Annotated in this window: 13 protein-coding genes and 1 pseudogene; 8 read left to right on the top strand and 6 right to left on the bottom strand. The window is 41.3% G+C overall.

Annotated features, from left to right (window positions below; genetic code table 11):
• Positions 1 to 168: 168 nt before the first annotated feature.
• The 3 genes from ampC to R7F67_RS04680 all read right to left on the bottom strand — a co-directional run bounded on the left by ampC (position 169) and on the right by R7F67_RS04680 (position 3,100).
• Complete coding sequence (ampC, locus tag R7F67_RS04690; RefSeq protein WP_318057041.1) at positions 169 to 1,332, bottom strand: class C beta-lactamase; 1,164 nt, start codon at positions 1,330 to 1,332, stop codon at positions 169 to 171.
• Positions 1,333 to 1,688: 356 nt separating this feature from the next.
• Positions 1,689 to 2,141, bottom strand: a complete 453-nt coding sequence (locus tag R7F67_RS04685) for a carboxymuconolactone decarboxylase family protein (protein WP_318057040.1) — start codon at positions 2,139 to 2,141, stop codon at positions 1,689 to 1,691.
• A 326-nt stretch (positions 2,142 to 2,467) separates the two neighbouring features.
• Positions 2,468 to 3,100 (bottom strand): NAD(P)H-dependent oxidoreductase, encoded by a 633-nt coding sequence (locus R7F67_RS04680; protein WP_318057039.1) that lies wholly within the window; start codon positions 3,098 to 3,100, stop codon positions 2,468 to 2,470.
• A gap of 60 nt (positions 3,101 to 3,160) precedes the next feature.
• Here R7F67_RS04680 and R7F67_RS04675 point away from each other — a divergent pair, with 60 nt between their 5' ends.
• The 4 genes from R7F67_RS04675 (at position 3,161) to R7F67_RS04660 (ending at position 9,149) form a co-directional block, all read left to right on the top strand.
• Complete coding sequence (locus R7F67_RS04675; RefSeq protein ID WP_318057038.1) at positions 3,161 to 4,576, top strand: PLP-dependent aminotransferase family protein; 1,416 nt, start codon at positions 3,161 to 3,163, stop codon at positions 4,574 to 4,576.
• A gap of 688 nt (positions 4,577 to 5,264) precedes the next feature.
• Positions 5,265 to 5,867: an NAD(P)H-dependent oxidoreductase gene (locus R7F67_RS04670; protein ID WP_318057037.1), complete on the top strand. Its 603-nt coding sequence runs from the start codon at positions 5,265 to 5,267 to the stop codon at positions 5,865 to 5,867.
• A gap of 65 nt (positions 5,868 to 5,932) precedes the next feature.
• Positions 5,933 to 6,988 (top strand): TlpA family protein disulfide reductase, encoded by a 1,056-nt coding sequence (locus R7F67_RS04665; protein ID WP_318057036.1) that lies wholly within the window; start codon positions 5,933 to 5,935, stop codon positions 6,986 to 6,988.
• A gap of 94 nt (positions 6,989 to 7,082) precedes the next feature.
• A complete protein-coding gene (locus tag R7F67_RS04660) occupies positions 7,083 to 9,149 on the top strand; it encodes a protein-disulfide reductase DsbD family protein (RefSeq protein ID WP_318057035.1) in 2,067 nt (688 codons plus the stop codon).
• A 618-nt stretch (positions 9,150 to 9,767) separates the two neighbouring features.
• Here R7F67_RS04660 and R7F67_RS04655 read toward each other — a convergent pair.
• Together R7F67_RS04655 and R7F67_RS04650 are read right to left on the bottom strand one after the other, a co-directional pair.
• A pseudogene (locus tag R7F67_RS04655) lies at positions 9,768 to 10,308 on the bottom strand (single-stranded DNA-binding protein).
• A 3-nt stretch (positions 10,309 to 10,311) separates the two neighbouring features.
• Entirely contained in the window at positions 10,312 to 10,614 is a 303-nt protein-coding gene (locus R7F67_RS04650) for a helix-turn-helix transcriptional regulator (RefSeq protein ID WP_318057034.1), read from the bottom strand.
• 14 nt (positions 10,615 to 10,628) lie between these two features.
• On the opposite strand from R7F67_RS04650, the gene R7F67_RS25135 reads away from it, so the two are divergent.
• The 3 genes from R7F67_RS25135 to R7F67_RS04640 all read left to right on the top strand — a co-directional run bounded on the left by R7F67_RS25135 (position 10,629) and on the right by R7F67_RS04640 (position 13,175).
• The gene (locus tag R7F67_RS25135) at positions 10,629 to 10,820 is read left to right on the top strand and encodes a PhoPQ-activated protein PqaA family protein (RefSeq protein WP_411913739.1); all 192 of its coding nucleotides are present in this window, start codon (positions 10,629 to 10,631) and stop codon (positions 10,818 to 10,820) included.
• Positions 10,821 to 10,832: 12 nt separating this feature from the next.
• A complete protein-coding gene (locus R7F67_RS04645) occupies positions 10,833 to 11,237 on the top strand; it encodes a PhoPQ-activated protein PqaA family protein (RefSeq protein WP_318057033.1) in 405 nt (134 codons plus the stop codon).
• A 414-nt stretch (positions 11,238 to 11,651) separates the two neighbouring features.
• Entirely contained in the window at positions 11,652 to 13,175 is a 1,524-nt protein-coding gene (locus R7F67_RS04640) for an EAL domain-containing protein (RefSeq protein WP_318057032.1), read from the top strand.
• Positions 13,176 to 13,217: 42 nt separating this feature from the next.
• Here the strand turns inward: R7F67_RS04640 and R7F67_RS04635 are convergent, their stop codons facing one another.
• On the bottom strand, positions 13,218 to 13,991 hold the full coding sequence (locus R7F67_RS04635; protein WP_318057031.1) for a helix-turn-helix transcriptional regulator: 774 nt from the start codon (positions 13,989 to 13,991) through the stop codon (positions 13,218 to 13,220).
• Between the two features lie 97 nt (positions 13,992 to 14,088).
• On the opposite strand from R7F67_RS04635, the gene R7F67_RS04630 reads away from it, so the two are divergent.
• On the top strand, positions 14,089 to 15,222 hold the full coding sequence (locus R7F67_RS04630; RefSeq protein WP_411913738.1) for a multidrug effflux MFS transporter: 1,134 nt from the start codon (positions 14,089 to 14,091) through the stop codon (positions 15,220 to 15,222).
• Positions 15,223 to 15,287: the final 65 nt, after the last annotated feature.

Here is a 15,287-nt window from a genome sequence, read left to right as displayed (position 1 = left end):
ACCGTAGATATAGCATCAATCCTACCAAAGCGTATATCGACTTGTCAGTGAATTTATATGTTACTCAACGCCTCATGGATCTTTTATCGGTTCAATATCGGGGAATGGGAAAGAGTGTGTGAGCAAGCTCAACGTTAATTTGAGCTGTTAACGTTGAGCGCTTTCTATCTATTGAGTGATAGCACTAATAATGTCGTAAGCCGCTTCCACTCTTTCATTAATTGGATAGCTTTTATTGGCTAGAATCACCACTCCAATTTTTTCAGAGGGTACATACGCCACATACGCGCCAAAACCACCTGTTGAGCCTGTCTTATTGACCCAAGCAGCACCTCCTAGTTTACTAGATTGGCTTTCAGTAACTGGATTAGAAGCGAACGTAATCTCTCTTGAGTTCCCCTTTAATAAATCTTGAAGTGAAACCGGGTAGTCATAACTCTCCCAACCAACGGCTTGGGTGAATGGGCCAACATCAAAATACCCTTTATGTGTGCTTTCTATCGCCTTCTCAATATCATCACTTAGAGATATTTTTCCCATATTCGCTTCGATAAAGTGAAGCATATCCGCACTAGTCGATTTAATACCATAAGCTTCAGCGTCAAGCACTCCTGGGCTTACTCGCACTGCTTCATTCTTTGCATTATATCCAAAGGCATATTTGTGCGTTAAATTGCTAGGAACATTTACGAACGTATTGGCCATTCCAAGCTTAGGGAGAATAACCTTTTCCATCATTTCAGTGTAGTCAGACTTCATACTCAAGGCACCGATATAACCATACAAACCGATGCTAGGGTTTGAATACCTCCGCTGTTCACCTGCTTCAAACTCAGGCTGCCAAGATTGGTAATAATTGATCATGCCCTGATGATCGGTCACTTCACTAGGAAATTGAAGAGGTAGCCCACCCGCTGTATAGGTGGCGATGTGTAGCAACTTAGCCTCTCCTAGAGGGCTACCATTCAGCTCTGGCATGTAAGCCGAAACTTTATCCCCCATATTCAACTTACCCTTTTGCTCAGCATAGCCAGCCAAAGTTGCCGCGAAAGTCTTACTCACTGAACCCAGCTCAAAGATGGTTTCATTGGTTATCGGGCTGTTGGTTTCTTTATCCGCAACACCATAATCATAATAGTAGCGTTCACCGTCTACCGTGACTGCCACAGCCAAACCCGGAATACCGTACTCCTTCATCAGCTCTGCCGCATTTTCATCTACGATATTTTTTAATTTGCTATCTATGGTCACGTCAGAGCTTGCAAAAGCCGTAAAAGTGCTAACCGAAAAAACAGCGACTAAAGTGGTATGCAGTTTTATACTTTTCTTCATTATCTTCTCTATTTTCAAGTGTTATCTGCCGCGAGCTCAGACAACTAAAATTTACTTCAGGGAAACATTTTAAGTGGTTACTAGGAGGACAAGAATGCCTCGTTACTTTAAATCCTTAGCCGACATAACAAGTCAGCTGTTCAAAGTCTGTTAAACTTAGGAGCCCTATACATCAAAATAGGGGTAATCCTAATTTCTTTAAACTGATTCTGTCTGTACAGAAAAACGCTATATGAGTTGTTTGTCTCTTATTTCTAGAACCACCTGTAGTGTCAGTTCAAGGTGTAGATTTCCGGTTCATAAAATGAAAGACGCGGATTCATCCGCACCTATTCATTGCATTAAGCCTATCTTGTTTATTTCTTTGCGATTTGCGGTTTGAACGTTTTCGCTACCCTGTTCCAGCTATTAATGGCGTTGATCGCTACGACTAAATCGACTACCGCTTTATCACCCAAAACTTCCACTGCTTGGCTGTATTTGTCGTCTTCCAATGATTGCCCTAGGGTGAGAACTTCTGCCATATCAAGTGCTATCGATTCGACCTGATCGTAAAAAGGCATTTCACGCCATGCGCTAAGACCGATCAATCGTTCCACACTTTCTCCTTGCTCAAGCGCATCTTTACTATGCAAATTCACACAGTACGCACATTGATTCATCTGAGACACTCTAAGCTTAATCAACTCCCATAACTGAACCGTAAGAGTTTCAGATATTTTAAATTGCTCACGCAAATACTCTTCTTGTCCAATCAGAATTTTCATCGCTTCCGGAGCAGTAGTGTAATAATTCATACGTGATTTCATACTCTTATATTTCCTCTAAAATCAAAACTGAGCACATTGCCATTGTGTGTTTTGGGTCACACCCTACATGACATCGAGTTAATAAATGAACAACCAACCATCAATAATCTTTGAAGAGAAACAATAAAAAAGCCTCATGCAAAACAATCAATGAGGCTCAAACTAACCTTAGTTAATCACATAAGGGTCAACAGAGAGACTCTGAATACAGAGCTAATTTATCGATATGTCTCCCTTACGACAATCAGACGGCTCTAAAAAATCATGACTCAGTGATATACGGCGATACTACAAGGAAGTATCTATATCTTAGTTACCGATTACCATTAAGTCGCGACTAATATCTCTCTTGACATGTCAGTACTTTCTAAATGGTCTTTTAATTGTTTTTGCAGTACATCAATTTGTTCTTGTACGGTTTCGCGATTTGTAGCAGTCCCTTCAATGGTGAAAAACTTCATATCTTTTAACCCTATTGTAGCCATAATTTCTGTCAGGTACGGAGTAAAGAAATCTGGCTGATAAGAATTTTCCCCAGAAAACCTTCCGCCTGCAGATACAAGAACATAAATAGGTTTATCGATTAGCAAACCACGCTTTCCAGTGTCTGTAATCTCAAATGTCCTTCCAGCCCTCACCACATGGTCCACCCAGCTTTTAAGACTGGAAGGTAAAGTAAAGTTATGCATTGGTGATGCAATAATAATGAGATCAGCTTTATTTAGCTGGGCAATTAATTGATTCGACAATGATAAACTACCGCTTGATTCATCGTACATAAGGTCAGGCGTACTCAGTGCCTTAGCATAATCAGCATCAAGATGAGGCAAGGTTGCTGTATCGACTTCAACCACTTCAACGTCTACCTTCTCTGACATCTGCTGAATAATAAATTGCGCCAATTGATACGTACAGGCTTGAAGCTTTCTAGGACTACTGTTAACTAGCAGGATATTCATATATTTCTCCCAAAAAACAGGGTAATTGCTGCTGCTTTACTTAGTATGTTATAAGAGGTAATGGTTCAGTTTAAGAACCATAAGTTATCTTTTTTTATGGTCCATATAACAATGAAAAAACCAAAACAATTTGCATATAAGCGTGTGTATCGGCGTATTCTCGACGCAATTTTACAACAGACACTAAAACCGGGTGAGAAAGTACCTTCGGCTCGCACACTGGCGAAAGAAATGGGAGTTTCACGAGGGACAGTTGAAGAAGGCTATGCATTACTTAAAGCTGAAGGTTACCTCGAAGCGAAAGGGCAGGCTGGCACTGTCGTCAGTGATCGACTATTGACCCCAGCTAAAGGGAATTCACCTGCTCCCTCTTCTCATCTCAATTTAGAGATCAATCACTCTGATATTTTACCGTTTCACCTAGGCATTCCCGCTTTAGATGCCTTTCCTATCAACACTTGGTCAAGAATTTCGGCGCGATGTGCGAGGAACACACACAAAAGCAGCCTTGCCTATCCTCCAACCTGCGGGCTGCCGGGTTTAAGAGGCGCAATAAGCCAATATCTGCAGTTATACCGAGGTGTCCAGTGCCACCCGGCACAGGTTTTTATTACATCAGGGTATGTCAATTCAATTCGCTGGATCACTAGCGTACTGCTCAAAACACACACTCATATTGGCATTGAAGACCCCGGTTACCCGTTAACTCGTGAGGTATTGGCAAGCAGTGGTTTTCACCCTGAGCCGATTCCTGTTGACGAGGAAGGACTAGCTCTTCCAGACAACAGTAAAGTGAAAGCACTCATTGTCACACCAGCACATCAAAGCCCGACCTGTGTATCACTTTCACTACAACGGCGACAGATGCTATTAAACTGGGCGGTGAGCAATCAAAGCTGGATTATAGAGGATGACTATGACGGAGAGTATCGCCATACAGGGCAGCCCCTACCCGCTTTAAAAAGTTTAGATACTCATGACAGAGTGATTTATTCGGGTACTTTCAGTAAAGTTCTCTTCCCAAGCTTGAGAGTTGCATACATAGTAGTTCCACCAAGTAAGGTCTCTCAATTTGAACAATGTGCAGAGTTATTCGCTGGAAACGTCCCCACTTTTACACAAAACTGTATTCTTACCTTCATGCAAGAAGGTCACTTTCCTCGCCATATTCAACGGATGAGGAAGCTATATCGCGAACGGCGAGAATTAACATCTGAACTGTTCACCAAAATCCTAGGCCACAAGCTATCTATTGAGCCCCAACCGGGGGGAATGCATATAATAGCAAGGTTAAATGACCCTAAGTGTGATGATCTAGCGCTCTCTCGCCAGATGATGAAAGCCGGAATATTTGCTCAAGCGCTATCACTGTGCTCTTCAAAGCCAACGCACCCCAGCCTAATTCTCGGTTTTACCAATATTAGAACAGCTGAAGAATGCCACGGTTTAATTGGCAGGTTAGGTCAATTCCTATAAGCCAACAATCATAGTTCACTCTTGAACACAATCCGCTGTGTCAAAGCTACTCGCGCATCTCTTCCTTAGGAGTACGACAGAAGGCCAAAACTTAAGCCTTCGGACGAAAAATATAAGACTTATCTGATAGTTATAATGCAACTGTTCCTCTTGCTATCTAGCCGACTCTCTGCCGTGATCTACCCACTGTCGCAACTTATAGGAATACATGCATATTCAAGATTCAAAGATTGAGCACTTTAAGTGCTCATCACTTTATCTACACACTATTCACTATCCTCGTTTTCCCCGCAGCAGCGCAGGACATATGTGCCCCACATTCGCTCAACGACAAACCAGAAAATGTATTGCAATGCTTTCTTTCAGAGCCATCACAGAACATGGCTAGCATTGAGCTAGTCAAGTCGGAAGCAAAAGATTCTATCGATATCCATCACTTCAAACTAATTAGCCAATACTGGTCAAATACGCCTATATAGAACGTTGGTAAAGAATGGGAACATACTCTTATCATTTATGTCCCTCACACCATTAAGCACCATCTTGTATGCAAACTGTTTGTTTGAGGGTCTACCCATATGAAAACATGGTCCATAAAAATTTGAAGCTTATGGATCTTATTATAAGCCATATTAGCCATTAATATTACCGGAAATACGGTGCATCTTTATGAAAATTTGGAGATAACATGCAAATACTCTTGATAAATAGTAGCCCGAGGAAGAAAGAGTCCTCTACGTATTTCCTCGCTCAAGCCATAATCAAGTTCATGTCTAAAACTACTTCGGTAAGCGTTACAGAAGAAGACGTGACTACACTTCTCCAAGTAGATGTAGAGTTTTCCAAATCGGTCACTGAAACTGAACATAATTATGATGAGTCAGTGGGTAGTCTCGCCCTGTCAAACCAACTTATTAGCGACCTCATTGACGCAGACCTTATTATAGTTACTTCGCCAATACATAATTTTTCATTGCCTTCAGGTCTAAAAAGCTGGGTAGACCATGTGGTAAGAGCTGGAAAAACCTTTTCAATCGATCCGGCAGGAAAAAAGGGGTTATTAAAAGATAAACCTGTGTATGTTCTTGCATCTTCCGGAGGAAGGATTTTGGGCGAAAATGCTTACCAACCAGATTTTTTCACACCATATATGAAAACAATCCTTTCTACTATTGGTATAGATAGTGTGAAATTTTTTATCATTGAATCAACTGCAGCTACTAATGATTCTATGGAAGATAATATAAATAGGATATGTGAAAAACTATTAAAAGACGTAGAAGGCACCTAATAGAATACAGTATTAGTAATTCAACCATTAAAAATTCACAGTCACTTTAAAATTGGAAAATTGAAATGAAATCAACACCTTCAAACTATTTAAAAATATTACTAATCACCATAGTAAGTATATTTTCTTTGCATCAGCAGGTTCATGCAGAGGAAATAGACTATTCAGCGGATGGCGAACGTCGTGCTAAATCTGCTGGAGAATCATTAGTTGGAAAACTTGCGCCAAATCTGAAAATTACAACCATTGATGGAACGGCTATAGATCTGAACGAACTCTATGGAAAAAAGCCTATCTATATCAAATTCTGGGCTACATGGTGTATTCCTTGTCGTGAACAAATGCCTGGTTTCGAAAAAATATACAATAAGTACAAAGATGAAATAGAAGTGATATCTGTGAACACTGGCATAAACGACAACTTAGAATCTGTTGTTCCTTTTATTTCTAAAATGGGGCTTACTATGCCTACCACAATAGATGATGGAACACTCGCCCGTGCGTTTCAGTTAAGGGTCACCCCACAACATGTATTGATTGATAAGCAAGGTCTTTTTTCATACTTTGGGCATGTAGATGATGAAGACTTCCATAAACAGCTTGAGCATTTGATTGAACAGTCAACAAACGATAAGCCAGCATACGATAACTCAATAGCTTCTGAGCATTTCGAATATAAAGTAGGAGACATTATTCCAGAGTTAAACTTCACAACTATAAACGATCAAAGCATCGAGATTAGATTCGGTGAAAAGAAAGAAGACAAAGTAGGTCTCGTGTTTTTTGGCCCTTGGTGTGAATGGTACTTGGAGGAAACTGCACCTGAGTCAGCACAAGCATGTACTAAAGCTCGTGAAATCCTAGAACTGAAATCTAAAAAAGAGGGCATTGAGTGGGTTTCTATTTCTACCAATGTGTGGTCATCGGTTTCTGAACTACAAGAATACAAGCAGAGTTACGGGACCAGCCTCCCTATTGTATTTGATAGTGACGGTAAGTTATTTGAAATGTTTGGTGTAAATCAAATTCCAACCATTGTTTTGGTGGGCAAAGATGGAAAAATTCAATCAAAGGCATCTGTTCAAGATAGTGAATTTGAAGATTATTTAAACTCACTGTAACTCTTAGATTGAAAACGTCTACTTACAGCTGCCATTTTATTTTTATAAGTAAAAATATTGGTAGCTGTTATTATAATTTTTAGAGATGAAAGCAATGAAATGTGCAGCAATTCCTATCCGCACTATGATTCTTATCACTTTGTTGATAGTTTCATTTCAAGCTATATGTGATCAATATGATTACAGTGATAATATATTATCTGTTTCAATTGTTACTGATTCTGAACAACCATCAGTTGGTAAATCGCAAACACTCGCATTGAAAATGAATCCTCGTAAGGGTTGGCATGGATATTGGGAAAACCCTGGAGATGCTGGCTTTGCGAATAATTTTAAATGGTCTCTACCTGAAGGCATTAGCATAGGTGATTTTGTCTATCCATCACCAAGCCAACTTATATCAAATGGTTTAATGAACTATATCTACCATGGTGAGTATGTCCTTCTGGCACCCTTTACTATAAGTGATGACTATGCTGAAGGTACTTCTTTCGACATGGTGCTTGAGTTAAATTACTTAGTTTGTAACCCTGAAAGTTGCATACCTGAAAGCCAATCTCTTACAAAGACTTTCACAGTTGGGAATGGTGAAATAGACAACGCGCAACAAGATCAATTTGACGCATGGAAGTCATTACTACCCAAACCTATCAACGAAAAGGGGCAGTTTTATACTGACAAAGATAACTTTATTCTGAACCTGCCGTTGCCAGACTCTGTCAACATTAAGAATGCTCATGTGTATCCCGTAATCAATAATTTGATATCGAATATTGCCGATCAGAATTTCACGTTAAAAGATAATCTTCTCACGATGCAAACACAAAAAGGAGATTATCAGGGAGACATATTTGAAGGTGTATTAGCTCTAGAGGACGGGATCTCTCTAAAATTTGTTGCAGAACGCACCGATACTTTAAGTCCTCCGTTGGCTCAATCTAAAACTCTGAGTCAAAACGAAGTCGTACTTTCTGTGATTGCATTTTTTGGTGCAGTTGCTGGTGGTCTGATTCTAAACGTAATGCCATGCGTATTTCCTATACTGAGTCTTAAAATTTTAAGTATTTCCCATCAGTCCTCAGAGAGACAAGCAAGAGCAGGTGCATTAGCATACACCCTCGGTGCTGTATTGGTCTGTGTCGTTCTGGGTGGTGTTATTCTTGCTTTAAGAGCTCTTGGACATCAGATTGGATGGGCTTTTCAGTTACAAAACCCAATCGTAATAGCATCACTGATAATTTTAATGAACGCTATAGCGTTTAACCTTGCTGGGTTATATGAAGTTGGTACCTTAACTTCGGGCTCGAGCCTACAAGAGTCCAAAGGAATCAAGGGAGATTTTTGGACGGGTGTACTCGCAGCTTTTATTGCTACTCCATGTACTGGTCCGTTTATGGCTACTGCGTTAGGTGCTGCTCTCATTTTGCCTATTGCTAGCGCATTTATGATTTTTGCTGGTTTAGGTCTTGGGATGGCCCTTCCATTTTTACTCGTTAGCTTTATACCTAGATTACGCTCGGTGTTACCAAAGCCGGGACCATGGATGATTACAACTAGACGAATTCTTGCACTGCCAATGTTTGTGACAGTATTGGGATTATTATGGATACTCATGCGTCAAGTAAGCAGTGAACTAGTACTGTTAGTAATTGCAGCGACGATGTGTTCAACATTTGGCTTATGGTTAACTGGCTTATGGCAGATTTCGCAAAAGAGAATGCAATGGTGGCCTGCTATTCTTTTAACGATATTCCCACTATTGATAATTGTATCTTGGAACCCTGGTTCTAGCTCATTGATAGATGATTCTCAGGTGATATCAAAAACTTTGAAGTTTGATGAAAGGAAACTGGATAAGCTTCGAACTGAAAATGATATATTTCTATACTTTACCGCTGATTGGTGTCTGACTTGTAAGGTCAATGAAAGTACCGCTATAGAACGAGATAGCGTAAAGAAAGCATTTGATGAAAATGGTGTTATAACAATGGTTGGCGATTGGACTAATGGTGACAGCAACATCACTCAATTCCTTACCAAGCATAAACGTTCAGGTGTACCACTTTATTTATGGTACGAAAAAGGTACGAATGAGCCAGTAATCCTTCCCCAACTACTGACTACTGACGTTCTAATCAATCAATCGCAAAAAGATCAATAGAAATGACAACCATATAAGCCTTTGCTTATATGGTTGTACGCAATGTATACAAACACCTCGAGCACCACTAGCATACTCTTTAATTTGATTTATTTGAGTCTTACTTAAACTATCTTGACCGTTACCTAATATCTCTAGAATCGGGCATTTTCAACAAGCTCTTCTTCGATAGATTGTCACTTTTAACAAAGAGTCAACTAATGCACATTCAGTTGACTCTCCCTAGGGGTATAAGTAGGAACAATGGCGTCGCTCGGTTCGGTGGTTTCTAATAAATCGCCCCTATCAATACAGCCTACATTAGATACGTAACCCTGCCATGAATGCCATGGGCGATAACTTTAAATTTCTCTTACGTATTAATGTACTTCCAAAGAACTAATGTAACGTGATATATCTTCTATCAGACAACTAGTTTAGAGTTTACTATATTAACGTTGAATAACTTCTTACTTAACCAGAAGAAATGGCAGAGAAGTTATCTTCATACGATTGTGACTTAAACAATTAAAAGGCAGATATTAATAAATAAACTAGCGTTTCCACCTTGAAACTAGCTCCCTTTGTGTATCGCCCCACAGCACTTTCTCTCCCCCGAAAATAAGTGGAAACTTTGTCTTAAGCCGCCACGTAACTAAGCATCTTGTAATGACGAAACTCGTTTTGGAACGGTATGTCATCGTCAAAGTCCATTGGTGGCTCGCTGTATTGCTGTTGAGATTGCTCCCAACCACCCTGTTGCTGTGGTGAATGCTGTGGTTGTTTAGGTTGACCCCAACCGCCTTTTTGCTGCTGGCCCCCAACTCGGTTATTGCCAAGCATTTGCATCACGCCATTAAAGCCTTGAACTACTACCTCTGTGCTGTAACGATCTTGGCCTTGCTGGTCTTTCCATTTGCGAGTCTGCAATTGACCCTCGATGTAAACTTGTGACCCTTTGCGTAGGAACTCCCCCGCTACTTCGGCCAACTTGCCGAACAACACCACTCGATACCACTCGGTTTTTTCTCGGCTCTCCCCTGTCGCTTTATCGCGCCAAGTTTCGGATGTAGCGATCGTGATATTCGCTACTGCACCGCCATTTGGTAGGTATCGGATTTCGGGATCTGACCCCCAATTTACCAACCAGAATAACCTTGTTAATGCCTCTTGAAGCCATTCGTTATTCTCCGGTATCTATCTTTACCGCTTCGTCTCTGTTAGAAATTGCATCACCAAAGAACAAATAACCCACGTCTGTACTTGTGTAGACCGCTATCAGTTCTAGGTTTTGCACCCTTGGGTTCACCTCGTCATTCTCGATTTTTCGATAAGTGTCTGGTGATAGCCCTACTAACCTGCTCATTTCGAGTATGGTTAAATCTACTTGCCGTCTCGCTCGCTTGATTCGCGCTGCACGTTGCTGTCGATACTCAAGCGATTGGATTCGAGCGGCCTGTTTAGTCTTTGCGTCTCGCATTTTCATAGAAGCATTACTTACTGTATATCAATGGCGGCACTAATGTTCCCCAAGACGCTCACGGGAACCCTCAGCCAGAGTGCTTAGCTTTACAAGAGATTGCCTTGAACAACGCATCGATAGTTGTGGATCTACATGATGTGCCGAACCAGTATTTGTTTTTTAACGATGGAATACCGCAAAAGGAAGATAGCATAGTGGCTTATAGCTGAATCGTTATATGGATGCGTATTGAGGAGCTACTTGCGTATTCAAATTTACCTGAATACGCAGACCGACTTTCTATTCCAAAATATATTATCAATACCTCATCAGATGACTTTTTTACTCCAGACTCTCTGCTTCAATACATTGATAAACTGCCAGGTGAAAACATGGTTCGAATATTACCTAATGAATCACATTCGATTGATTCCAAAATCATAAGTACGGCTCTTAATGAGTACTACGCTCTGTTCCTTGATAATCACTCTTATCCCTCAGTGACATGGAGATACGACAAAAAACATATCGTAATCACGACAGATTTGTTCCAGAAAAGGAAGCGACACTTTGGTCTGCATACAACCCCAATGGGCGTGATTTTCGCATATTCCCTACCAACATTAGGTACAGCGCCAATACGATAAAAGGCCGCTGTGATGAGAAAAATGTACGTTTACTCTACCCAAAGTGACAAATACCATCGGTTGGACGTCTAGGTTTATTGAATTCAACTATAAAGAAGGAAAACATGAGATAACCGTGACCTCTCCTGCGTTTGTCTCGCCCAATACCTACCCACAACCCAATCAGTAACATAAAATTCTCGGTTTACGTATAATAAAACATTTCCGACTACATATTGAGATCAACTGCTTGCAGGCCTAAAATCATCAGGGCTCAAGTTATGCGCATCAATGACGTATTCAGGACACCAATTTCGTGTCACCGTTATTGAGACATTCAAAGCCTCACAACATAGTTGGGGAACTGCCCAGCTTGAACAGCATTGACTTACAAGCGATACACTCAATCATTAACACGCAGAAACGAGGTAAACTATGTCACTAAACACGATGCGCACTTTAATACTAAGCATTGCGACGGTGACATTTTTGGTGCTGCTTGCACTGGCTAATTTTTCTATTATGCAATTTCAACTTTCCAAGCAATCAGCATTTACTGAAAGGTTACTCGCACATACTGAACGTGTTGTACAAGATGTGATGACGGCTATCGATGAAGCTCAAGAAAAACCACTTGAGCAATGCTCTTCTGCTACCATTGATAAGTTTCAGCTTCTCGCGAATTACCATTATTTTGTCTATGACATTGGTTTGATCGAAAAAGACACACTCGTATGCACCGCCAACTGGGGTCTCTTAGATTCACCTCCTCCTTTGATTGATAAGCAAAGCCAAGAGACTTCAGCGCTGCAAATTTATACAGATACTAACAACCTTTTTCCGGCAGATTTACCTTTGGTTGCCTTTAGAGTAGGCTCCATTGCTGCATTTGCATCACTGGATTTCTATGCTCAGTATTCGCGATTGGCTCCTGATTTTTCTTATCGCATTTTATCCCAAGGCCCGTCTCAGACTCTTGCTTCGTATGAAGCCCTCGACTCAGAAGCCTTTGAGCTACCTTTCCTATATCAACAGATTCAGCAATGCAGTGACACACTGCCTATTTGTATAGACACAAATAACAAGCGTTCTAGTATCTTGTATTTATCAGCTCCCGCGCTCATTGTCGTGGTTCTGATATGCGCTTTGCTCAGTGCCTTACTCACTTATTGGTGGGCTTCCGTTCAAAAGCGACGTGCCTCCATGGAGCATCGATTTCAAGAAGCTCTCAAGCATAAGCGGTTACATTTAGCCTACCAACCTATTGTTGATGCCCGATCTGAACATATTGTCGGAGTTGAGTCGCTACTTAGATGGCACGATGAACGACTAGGCCATGTATCGCCAGAATTTGTCATTCAGATGGCTGAGGAGCTATCACTTTATGCTCAATTGTCTGAATTCATCGCCGATACCGCATTATCAGAGATGGAAGCCCTGCTACGTTCGGACTCCTCGTTTTTCCTCGCATTGAATGTTTCATCTTACGAGATACTTCACTTGGACTATCTTGATGCCCTGATCGATAAAGTGGCCTCAAAGGGGATTAACCCTAGCCAAATTAAACTTGAGATTACTGAAAGAGTGGAATTGGATATTCCTTACCTGAGGGCATTTTCACAAAAAGCGAAAGGGCTCGGTTTTATTGTGGCTCTGGACGATTTTGGAACAGGGTTAGCAAACTTGGTGTGGCTAACGGAAATAGATTTTAGCGAGATAAAAATAGACCGTATTTTTACACAATCTCTATCCAATGATCTCAAGCGAGAGTTGGTTACACATATTATTGTAATGATAAACCAATTGAATAAACCGCTCATTTTTGAGGGCATTGAGCACCCATCGGAGCTGGCACATATCAAACAGCTTTGTGACAGCCCCAAAGCACAGGGTTGGTTATTTTATCGAGCAATGCCAAAAGATGAACTTGAATCCATATTGGGCAAGCACTCACTCTAAACGGGGCGAGCAGTCATGTATGATTTTCTTTCTCGCGCCCGCTTACTCATTATTTTGATAATGGAGTGGCGTATGCCCTGTGTGTTTTTTGAAAAAACTGATAAAAGCACTATCGCTTGAAAAGGCTAATTTATCAGCGACTTGGTTAACTTGTAAGTCATCAGCTAATAAATTCATTGCTTTAAGTAACCGCCATTGCTGACGCCAAGCTTGGTAACTCATGCCCGTCTCAGCTTTGAAAATACGGCTGACCGTCTTCGTACTCATTCCAATTTGTTTAGAGAATGTGTTGAGTTGTTCAGGTAACAAATGATCTTGTTTAAGGTCTGATAACCAAGTTTGTAACCTCGGATGTTTCGGCATTTTTAACTGCCAATATTCGCGTGGTGCGCTCTTTATCTCTTCCAAAAAAAGAGCAAGTATCGTTTTTTGGTCACCCACGGGCATGTCCCATTGCCAATGAGCCATCCTTTCAATCAGCTCTCTCAGTAAAGGATTGACCTCCATTATCTGGACCTTGTCAAAGTCAGGCAACGCAGTGTCAAGCGAGAAGTAAAGTGAACGGTACTCAACGACACCAGTCATTAACACTCTATGTACCATCCCAGCTGGAATCCAAACAGCGCGGCTAGGAGGAAGCAGACATATCCGCTGATCCAATTCAATACTCATACACCCTGCTTGAGCAAACAGCAGTTGGTGAGATCGATGCGTATGTGGGCCAGAGTCATGCACAGCGAGCTTTGAGGCCACGCCAACAACCATGGCATCGATTAAATCAGGATTAAAATCTTGCTGCGGATGAATGATTGCCATAATGTCCTATTTTTGATGTATTTAGTCTTAATTATTATAACAGAGCTTTAAGCGAAACTTTACAATGGCCGCCACTTAATTAATGGAGGTTATTATGATTTCTAAAGTTCCACCTCTATGGCTAGCGGTGGTATTAATGATGTTTCCACAAATCGTGGAGACAATCTACAGTCCAGCTCTTACTGATATCGCTCATCAGTTTAATGTTAGCGATGCTAAAGCATCTCAAACACTTTCCGTCTACTTTTTAGCATTTGCTATCGGAGTGGTGTTTTGGGGAAGACTAAGTGACTTAATCGGAAGACGCCCAACTATGCTTGCAGGTTTACTGACGTATGGACTTGGTGCACTACTCGCTTTAGTCACAAACAAGTTTGAAATATTGTTGTTGGCGCGTGTCATTTCTGCATTTGGTGCCGCAGTGGGTTCGGTCATTACTCAGACAATGCTGCGTGATTGCTATGATGGCTCTGAATTAGCAAAAGTATTCTCCGTCATGGGGGTTGCTCTCTCAATTAGCCCTGTCATAGGCCTATTGAGCGGTGGGTTGCTTGCTGAATACTATGGCTATGTCGGTGTTTTCAGTGGTTTGATGCTACTCGCAATGGTTCTATTGCTCATAGCAGTATGGGGGTTACCTGAAACTAGGCCCATGACAACCTCTAAGGTACAGATGTGGCCCTTGATAAAGCGAATGTCAAAAGACTCAACACTTTGGCTAAACGCCTTACTGGTTGCTACTTTCAACTCAATGTTGTTTGGGTATTACAGCCTCGCACCATTTTTGTTTTCAGATATTGGTATGACAGCAAAAGACTTTGGCTACTCCGGTGTAGTGCTTGCTATGGCGACATTTATTGGTAGCATGATGAATAAGCACCTTATCAATAAGGGATGGTCACCCATGGCACTGACCAAACTCGCCGTTGGTATCGCGCTCATTTGTGGAACAACGGTATGGCTGACTCAATCATCACTGTGGTTCTTGTTACCTATGATGGGCGTTGTGATCTCATTTGGTATCGCAATACCAAATATCTTGAGCCAAGCTTTAGTCGATTACAAAGAGGTTGCGGGGAGCGCTGGCGCATTATTTGGCCTAGCTTATTACTTGTTGCTAAGTATAGGGCTCGGTCTGGCTGGAGCCATGCAGTCGCTGGGATTAGTCTTGACGCTGTGCGGTGTCGCCGCAACGATTTGTGCTTTTTTGTTACATACAAGAAATCGTTGATTTCATTATTCCCAACTCAAAGCCTAGCAGCGATGCTAGGCTTCTTTAGTTGATAGCGAACGAGG

Source organism: Vibrio sp. YT-17 (assembly GCF_033337375.1).
Taxonomy (GTDB): domain Bacteria; phylum Pseudomonadota; class Gammaproteobacteria; order Enterobacterales; family Vibrionaceae; genus Vibrio; species Vibrio alginolyticus.
Note: the sequence above shows the minus strand (reverse complement) of the source record. Positions and strands in the feature narration are given on the sequence as shown.

What these genes read in the sequence shown, in the direction of transcription:
- R7F67_RS04665 (WP_318057036.1), top strand. Translation starts at nt 5,933, where the DNA reads ATGAAATCAACACCTTCAAACTATTTAAAAATATTACTAATCACCATA.
- R7F67_RS04645 (WP_318057033.1), top strand. Translation starts at nt 10,833, where the DNA reads ATGCGTATTGAGGAGCTACTTGCGTATTCAAATTTACCTGAATACGCA.
- R7F67_RS04680 (WP_318057039.1), bottom strand. Translation starts at nt 3,100, where the DNA reads ATGAATATCCTGCTAGTTAACAGTAGTCCTAGAAAGCTTCAAGCCTGT.
- R7F67_RS04635 (WP_318057031.1), bottom strand. Translation starts at nt 13,991, where the DNA reads ATGGCAATCATTCATCCGCAGCAAGATTTTAATCCTGATTTAATCGAT.
- R7F67_RS04675 (WP_318057038.1), top strand. Translation starts at nt 3,161, where the DNA reads ATGGTTCAGTTTAAGAACCATAAGTTATCTTTTTTTATGGTCCATATA.
- R7F67_RS04640 (WP_318057032.1), top strand. Translation starts at nt 11,652, where the DNA reads ATGTCACTAAACACGATGCGCACTTTAATACTAAGCATTGCGACGGTG.
- R7F67_RS04650 (WP_318057034.1), bottom strand. Translation starts at nt 10,614, where the DNA reads ATGAAAATGCGAGACGCAAAGACTAAACAGGCCGCTCGAATCCAATCG.
- R7F67_RS04660 (WP_318057035.1), top strand. Translation starts at nt 7,083, where the DNA reads ATGAAATGTGCAGCAATTCCTATCCGCACTATGATTCTTATCACTTTG.
- R7F67_RS04670 (WP_318057037.1), top strand. Translation starts at nt 5,265, where the DNA reads ATGCAAATACTCTTGATAAATAGTAGCCCGAGGAAGAAAGAGTCCTCT.
- R7F67_RS04685 (WP_318057040.1), bottom strand. Translation starts at nt 2,141, where the DNA reads ATGAAATCACGTATGAATTATTACACTACTGCTCCGGAAGCGATGAAA.
- ampC (WP_318057041.1), bottom strand. Translation starts at nt 1,332, where the DNA reads ATGAAGAAAAGTATAAAACTGCATACCACTTTAGTCGCTGTTTTTTCG.